This is a genomic window from Shewanella atlantica, assembly GCF_003966265.1.
In the GTDB taxonomy this organism is placed as follows: domain Bacteria; phylum Pseudomonadota; class Gammaproteobacteria; order Enterobacterales; family Shewanellaceae; genus Shewanella; species Shewanella atlantica.
This window is the reverse complement of sequence record NZ_RXNV01000003.1, coordinates 614,091-621,446: the sequence shown is the minus strand read 5'-3', so window position 1 is coordinate 621,446 and position 7,356 is coordinate 614,091. Positions and strand designations below refer to the sequence as shown.

Here is a 7,356-nt window from a genome sequence, read left to right as displayed (position 1 = left end):
CATTTTTAGCCAGATCAACACCAACAATAGTACTTTTCATTTTGGACTCCGAAATCTCGTGAGAATTGAGATATACCGTAACTGATTAGAAAGTGGGGAGTCCAATTATCTACACTGGCTGGTTTACGAGAAAGTTCTCTCTTCGATTAGAGCTTTTTGGGGCAGCCTCTAACTTGGAAATGCCCCATAAAGAGTTACATTTGGTAAGCAGCCTAGATAAATTTCCTGTCAGTTGACCTAGCTTTACTAACCCATTTACGGCAATAACTGGTTGCCTTCAGTAAGACCTCTGTATCAATGCAAACCTATTCGGTTAAGCGTGCTCGTTTTTTCTTCGCCATCCTGATAGAGTGCTTATGAATCAATAGCTTTACCAAAGCGAGGCTTAGATAATAGGTTTAATAAATGTGCATGCGCGTTTTGCCAAATATACGCGCATGCGCACTATACAAGTGTTAGGTGAATCATAGTGTTATTGAGAACCATATTTGTCTTCTTGTGTTTTTTTCTGGTTTCTATCAGTGCTAAAACACAAGAACCTATATTTAATGGCTTCCCCCAATGGCTTAATCTTGAACTTAAGGAAATAAGAAAAAGTAAGCTACCAGTGGTAGTAACGAAGCATATGTACAAAGGCACTAAAGTATATGTGTTTAAAGCGAATGCTTGTTGTGATTTAGGTGGTAGCATGCGCTCTGAAAAAGGAAAAACCCTCTGTATCTTCATTGGTTTTGTAGGTAGATGGGAAAACGAATGCAGAGATTTTCCAAAGTCAGGGAAGTTACTTCGCACCGTGTATGAAAAAAATTAAATCACCTAACAAACTGTTCAACAGGACAAAATACAATTGACTATTTTCGTTTCTCAAATTTTAGCCAACAATATTTTGCCTGTTAACAAGGGCGTTACCGCATATCCGATTGCCATACTTTTCTCATTTAAACTAGGAGCTAGACTCTAACTGACTTTTGTCCAAAAGCGTGTTTGAATCATTAGAAGTTAAATAGAAGAAATGAATACTCGAGTGTGGACGCGGCTGTGAGCTTCCAAAACCGGGATGATTTGGCAGAGCCTCCATGGAAGGATTTACGGCGACTCACAGAAGTGTTTACACATTCAGGTCATTTACTGGCATCCTGCCACCACGACATTTGTGCATCCCTGCACGGCACTAGCGCAGGCTATAGATCACATTGAAACTAGATTATTCAGCTAACTATCTAAGCAGCAAAAGCTGTCCAATGAACCCAACCTAAGAAGATACTTGAAACTTGTTATCCGGCAAGTGAATAAACGCTAACTAAAAAATGATAATGGCTTATCTCTATGCCACCAACTTCTTTACCATAAAGTATTTACAGCCGGTTTTTGGGTAGGCTTCCTGAGTCCACTGGACTGTGTAGCCACGGGCTTCGTAGAAGGGGCGGGCCTGGAAGTTCAGGGTGTCGAGGAGGGTGTAGATACAACCGCGCTCGATGGCAATAGCTTCGGCCTGCGCCAATAATTGACTACCTATGTTCTGCCCTCTTAGTGTCTCACTTACCCATAGGTTGTCTATCTGTAGCCAGTTACCGAATGTCCTGGCTGAGAATCCTGCCAATAACTCGCCGTCTTTGCCTTCGAGTTTTAACCCCAGGGGTAACCGCTCCGAGACCTCCCAGTTCTGCCAGTTAAACTCGGCGATCTTATCTTCGACGGCGTTGGCAAACTCTTTACTGTCGTCGAGGGTAAAATCAGGTGTGAAAGTGGGGGTCATAAGCTTTTCCATATTGAATACCAGTTTGTAGAGATTCTAACCGTTTGCAGAGATTCTGACCATGATATTGGTGATGGGGGAGGGGATCGGGTACACTACCGCCTTTGTCAGCCAAATAAGAACTATTAATGGAAACTTTCTACAGTCTTTACCCGGTGATTAAGCATCTTCATTTGACTCTGGTTGCGGCTAGCGTCTTGTTTTTCCTGGTACGTTTTGTATTGCACCTGCGTCAATCTCCAATTATGGATAAGAAGCTGGTCAAAATCGCCCCCCATGTGATCGACACCTTCCTGTTGTTATCGGGCTTGCTCCTCTGTGTTCTTATTAAGCAGTATCCTTTTGTCGACCCTTGGTTATCTGAGAAGTTAGGGGCTGTTGTTGCTTACATCTTCCTGGCAACGATTGCGCTCAAGGCACAGAGAAATACCCTGTTCAAAGTCTTTGCGGGTCTCGGTGCGATAGGCTGGATAGTTTACGCTGCAAAACTGGCCATGTTTAAACAAGCGATGCTGTTGGGATAATGACAACTTTTACATTGAAAGAGACGATTCAACTTCCCGAATCGGCATTTGAAATCACCGAACATTTGGGCTTCTCCAAGGTCGAGTCCGCGAAATGGGCTTGGCTTGAGATTGCTGGCTCAGTACTGAGTCATTATGTTGTGGATAGACATGCAAGGTTAGATGGCCTATTACGCTGGTTCTATCAAGATCTTGGCTTTTGTGCGCGAGAGTCTTATTTCAGTGTAGAAGCCGCGGATCTGGGAAGCTGTATTATCAGTCGGCAAGGAAACAGCACCACATTGGCGACAGTGCTCATGTTACTGGCCAAACAGCTGGATCTTAACCTCGAACCGCTACTGCTTCCCGGAACTACGGTGCTTTGTAGTCGAATCGATGATGAGGTTCGTTATATTGACCCCTTGACCGGTGATAGTCTGACCCGTCATCAATTGCATGCTTTGGTTCGGGGGGAGATGGGGAATGGTGCACCTTTCAAGCCAAATTACTTGAAACCTGCCAGTCTGAAGCGGCTGATATCCAGAATGATACATGAGCTTAAGGCCGGCAGTATTGTCACGCATAAGTTTGAGCCGGCTATGGAGTGCTGTAACTTGTTACTGCAGTGGCACGAGGACGATCTGAATCTTAATCGTGAACGCGCTTTTATCGCGCAGCAGCTAGGCTGTATCAGCGTGGCGGCTGCCGACTTGAAACATTTTGTCGATAACAGCCCTCATGATCCTGTGATTGAGTTAGTTAAGATGCAATTGAAAGAGCTCAAAGAGGAACAAGAGATCTATCATTAGTCTCTTCTCGCATTAGTTTCTTCTCATGTCATCTCAAAATGAGACAAGATGCGGCTGGATAAGAAGCTATAGCATGAAGTTGCAGGGCTGGTGATTCATATTCTTTCAATTAAGAATAAAATCTTGTGCTGCACTCTTCGCTGTTTTCCCTTTTCTGGTTCAGTCGGGAACAGTTGGCAAAAAATTCGCTAAATTTCACCTGAAAACTAATTTTAAATAAGATCAAATAAAACAGTAAACGTACAAAAGTAATAAAGTAAGAAACAATAAAAACCATAATAATCATAACTATAAACAAACAACAAATTGCCGGGTAGGGAGATAACACCGAATGAGTAGTACCGCTTTAGTGACGAACGATGCCACAGGTTTAGGCTTGTTGGCCGTGATTTTAGGCTTCGTATTTTATACCAGTCATAGTAATCATCCCTTTTGGAAGAAGTTCTACAAGTTCATTCCGGCGTTATTGATGTGCTATTTCCTGCCATCTTTGCTCAACACATTTAATATTATCGACGGACATTCATCGCAACTTTACTTCGTTGCATCTCGCTACCTGTTACCTGCGTGTCTGGTGTTGCTTATATTAAGTGTCGATCTAAAAGCGATTCTCTCTCTGGGGCCAAAAGCGATCATCATGTTCCTGACCGGTACGGTTGGTATCGTGATTGGTGGGCCAATTGCTCTGCTTATTATTTCCAGCCTTAATCCCGAGATCATCGGTGGTCATGGGCCCGAAGCCGTTTGGCGGGGGATGACCACGCTGGCAGGCAGCTGGATTGGCGGCGGTGCCAACCAGGCCGCGATGAAAGAAATATATGAAGCGGGTGGTGACATCTTCTCTATCATGGTGACAGTCGATGTTATTGTGGCCAACATCTGGATGGCGGTGTTGCTGTTTATGGCATCTAAAGCTAAACAGATAGACAAGAAGACAGGTGCCGATACAAGCGCTATCGAGCGACTCAAAGAGAAAGTGGAAAAGTATCATGCCGAGAATGCGCGGATCCCGAGCTTAAATGATTTGATGATGATCGTGGCGGTTGGTTTCGGTGTTACCGGCTTGGCTCATGTCGTAGCCGATTTCCTTGGCCCATTCTTCGAAGCTAACTACCCATGGACTCGCGATTACAGCCTGACATCTAAGTTTTTCTGGTTAATCGTGACTGTGACCAGTATTGGTCTGGCTATGTCATTTAGCCCGGTACGTCATCTTGAGGCGGCTGGCGCTTCTAAAGTGGCTTCGGCATTCCTCTATATTCTGGTCGCAACTATCGGCCTGCATATGGATGTGTCAAAACTTGCCGATCCCGACAACCTCTGGTACTTCGCTATCGGTATAATATGGATGGTCGTTCATGCGAGCTTTATGCTGATTGTGGCCAAGTTGATTCGGGCACCACTGTTCTATATGGCGGTAGGTAGCCAGGCCAACGTAGGCGGAGCAGCATCCGCGCCCGTAGTCGCTGCAGCATTCCATCCGGCTTTAGCCCCCGTTGGTGTGTTACTGGCGGTACTAGGCTATGCTGTTGGAACCTATATGGCGTGGATGTGCGGACAAATTTTGCAGATCATCGCATCCTAGTTTCCAGTTTCTAGGTTTCAGCTTGTTATCTATACTCTGGATGGTGGCATACTGTAAGTGGGTTGGGCCGAAAAGTAGACGTTAAACCAAATTGATTCACGCCGATGCATCGCCTCGGCTCTTTAAGAGAGAAGTTCTGATGAGTAATAAAGTCATAGATCTGGGTTCAATCGAGATCGCAAACGATAAACCTTTCGTGTTATTCGGCGGTATGAATGTGCTTGAGTCGCGTGATTTAGCAATGAAGATTGCTGAAACTTACGCCGAAGTGACTCAAAAGCTTGGTATTCCTTATGTTTTTAAAGCGTCTTTCGATAAGGCTAACCGCTCTTCAGTAAATTCATACCGTGGTCCGGGGATGGAAGAGGGCTTGAAGATCTTCCAAGAGATTAAATCGACCTTTAATCTTCCTCTTATCACAGATGTTCACGAGACGCATCAATGTGCTCCCGTGGCAGAAGTCGTCGATATAATCCAACTGCCGGCCTTCCTTGCCCGTCAAACGGATCTGGTTGTCGCCATGGCTAAAACAGACGCCATCATCAATGTTAAGAAACCTCAGTTCTTAGCACCTCATGAGATGCGCCATATCATTACTAAGTTCAACGAAGCCGGTAACGATAAGATCATCTTGTGTGAGCGTGGCAGCAGCTTCGGTTATAACAACTTAGTGGTTGATATGTTAGGCATGGATGAGATGAAGCAGTCCGGTTACCCGGTGATCTTCGATGCTACTCATGCACTACAGCGCCCCGGTGGACGTACCGATAGTGCCGGTGGTCGTCGCGCTCAGGCTACAGAACTTGCCCGTAGCGGTATGGCACTTGGCTTGGCCGGTCTGTTTATCGAAGCACATCCCGATCCTGATAATGCTAAGTGTGATGGCCCATGTGCACTGCCGCTCAATCAGTTAGAAGCGTATCTGAGTCAGATGAAAGCGGTCGATGATTTGGTTAAGTCATTCGATGCTATCGATACCAGTAAGTAGCACTCGCTAACGCTCTATTTTTAAAGCCCCGGTCGTTACCGGGGCTTTTTTTTGCTTTTTAACTAGGATTAAGGTTGATTACAGAGTGCATCTGTATCCTGCTGCGACATAAAAAATGTTGCGCCCGCTTTTTGTCAAAAAGTGAGGAGCGCTTAATGAGTAGAGGGTGATTGGCTATGGCAAATGAACTGGCAGCTCCGGGTAAACTCGGGCGGGTGTTAGATGGAATTGAACGGGTCGGAAATAAACTCCCCGATCCCGCAATGCTATTTCTTATTTTACTCTTTGCGGTGTGGGGGCTATCGGCACTGCTGTCTGGTGTCAGTTTTGAGGCCATAGATCCCAGAACCAGTTCTCCCATAGAAGTTAAAAACTTGCTGAGTGCCGAGGCGCTGACTCACTTTCTAACCAGCATGGTAACCACTTTCACGGCCTTTGCCCCACTGGGCGTGGTATTAGTCGCTATGTTAGGTGTCGGTGTTGCTGAGCATTCTGGCTTTATTAATACCGCACTTAAGAAGATGCTCAAAGTCACCCCGCTTAAGTTTTTAACGCCTGCAGTAGTTTTGGTGGGGATTATCTCTCATACCGCTACAGATGCTGGTTACGTGGTGGTTATTCCGCTTGCCGGGGTGATTTTCTTTACCGTAGGCCGTCATCCGTTAGCGGGTATTGCTGCTGCTTTCGCCGGTGTGTCAGGTGGCTTCTGTGCTAACTTTATTCCGTCGGGTATCGATCCGCTACTGCAAAGCTTTACTCAGTCGGCAGCGCAAATTGTTGACCCGGATATTCAGATTAACCCGTTGAACAACTGGTTCTTCGCCGCAAGTTCCTGCATTCCTATCATGTTAATTATCTGGTATCTGACCGATAAGGTACTGGAGCCCAGGTTGAACCGTACTCATAAGGTTAATACCGAAGAGGTTGATGTGCCTTCTATGGAAGAGAGCACACCTAAAGAGGAGAAAGCATTTCGTGTTGCCACCTTTATTATGCTGACTGCTGTTATCGGCTTCTTCTCGCTCACAGTCTCTGAAACCTCAACACTACGTGACGCTAATGGCTCGCTCACCAGTTTCAGCGCCCCCTTAATGCAGTCAATCGTGCCACTGATCTTCATCTTCTTTGTGATCCCCGGGATGATTTATGGTTATATGACCGGCACCTTTAAAAATTCGATTGATGTCGTGCAAGCCATGTCTAAGTCGATGAGTGGAATGTCTCACTATATCGTGATGGCATTTTTCTGTGCTCAATTTGTGGCGGCGTTTTCAGCATCAAACTTAGGAGCGCTAATCGCGGTTGAAGGGGCAAGTGGTCTTCAGGCGATGAATTTGTCAGCTGAAGTGACCATAGTGGGGTTGATCATCTTAGTCGCCTTCGTGAACCTGTTTGTCGGTTCATCATCGGCTAAGTGGGCCTTAATTGGTCCGGTGCTGGTGCCTATGTTAATGCAATTGAATATCAGCCCGGATCTGTCACAAGCGGCTTACCGTGTCGGTGATTCCAGTTCCAACATTATTACTCCATTAATGCCGTACTTTCCACTTGTCGTTGTCTATTGTCAGCGCTACGTGAAAGATATCGGTATCGGTACCCTCATTTCAATGATGTTACCTTTTAGTCTTTGTTTGCTTGCATTGTGGAGTAGTTGGTTACTGATTTATTGGTCGATTGGTATGCCACTAGGCTTGGGGGCCAGTTACACTTACTAA

Annotated in this window: 7 protein-coding genes; 6 read left to right on the top strand and 1 reads right to left on the bottom strand. The window is 45.6% G+C overall.

Annotation, left to right across the window (positions count from 1 at the left end; genetic code table 11):
• The first annotated feature begins 469 nt into the window (after positions 1-469).
• Positions 470-811, top strand: a complete 342-nt coding sequence (locus tag EKG39_RS11230; protein ID WP_126505821.1) for a DUF6970 domain-containing protein — start codon at positions 470-472, stop codon at positions 809-811.
• Between the two features lie 513 nt (positions 812-1,324).
• Here EKG39_RS11230 and EKG39_RS11225 read toward each other — a convergent pair.
• Positions 1,325-1,756, bottom strand: a complete 432-nt coding sequence (locus EKG39_RS11225; protein WP_126505847.1) for a GNAT family N-acetyltransferase — start codon at positions 1,754-1,756, stop codon at positions 1,325-1,327.
• A gap of 128 nt (positions 1,757-1,884) precedes the next feature.
• Between EKG39_RS11225 and EKG39_RS11220 the strand changes: the two genes are divergently transcribed.
• The 5 genes from EKG39_RS11220 to EKG39_RS11200 all read left to right on the top strand — a co-directional run bounded on the left by EKG39_RS11220 (position 1,885) and on the right by EKG39_RS11200 (position 7,356).
• Complete coding sequence (locus tag EKG39_RS11220) at positions 1,885-2,280, top strand: SirB2 family protein (RefSeq protein WP_126505820.1); 396 nt, start codon at positions 1,885-1,887, stop codon at positions 2,278-2,280.
• A complete protein-coding gene (locus tag EKG39_RS11215; RefSeq protein WP_126505819.1) occupies positions 2,280-3,068 on the top strand; it encodes a transglutaminase family protein in 789 nt (262 codons plus the stop codon). Before EKG39_RS11220 ends, EKG39_RS11215 begins: the two co-directional genes overlap by 1 nt.
• 331 nt (positions 3,069-3,399) lie before the next feature.
• Positions 3,400-4,653, top strand: coding sequence for a DUF819 family protein (locus tag EKG39_RS11210; RefSeq protein ID WP_126505818.1), 1,254 nt, complete (start codon positions 3,400-3,402; stop codon positions 4,651-4,653).
• 139 nt (positions 4,654-4,792) lie between these two features.
• The gene (gene kdsA / locus EKG39_RS11205; RefSeq protein ID WP_126505817.1) at positions 4,793-5,641 is read left to right on the top strand and encodes a 3-deoxy-8-phosphooctulonate synthase; all 849 of its coding nucleotides are present in this window, start codon (positions 4,793-4,795) and stop codon (positions 5,639-5,641) included.
• Positions 5,642-5,817: 176 nt separating this feature from the next.
• Positions 5,818-7,356, top strand: a complete 1,539-nt coding sequence (locus EKG39_RS11200; protein WP_126505816.1) for an AbgT family transporter — start codon at positions 5,818-5,820, stop codon at positions 7,354-7,356.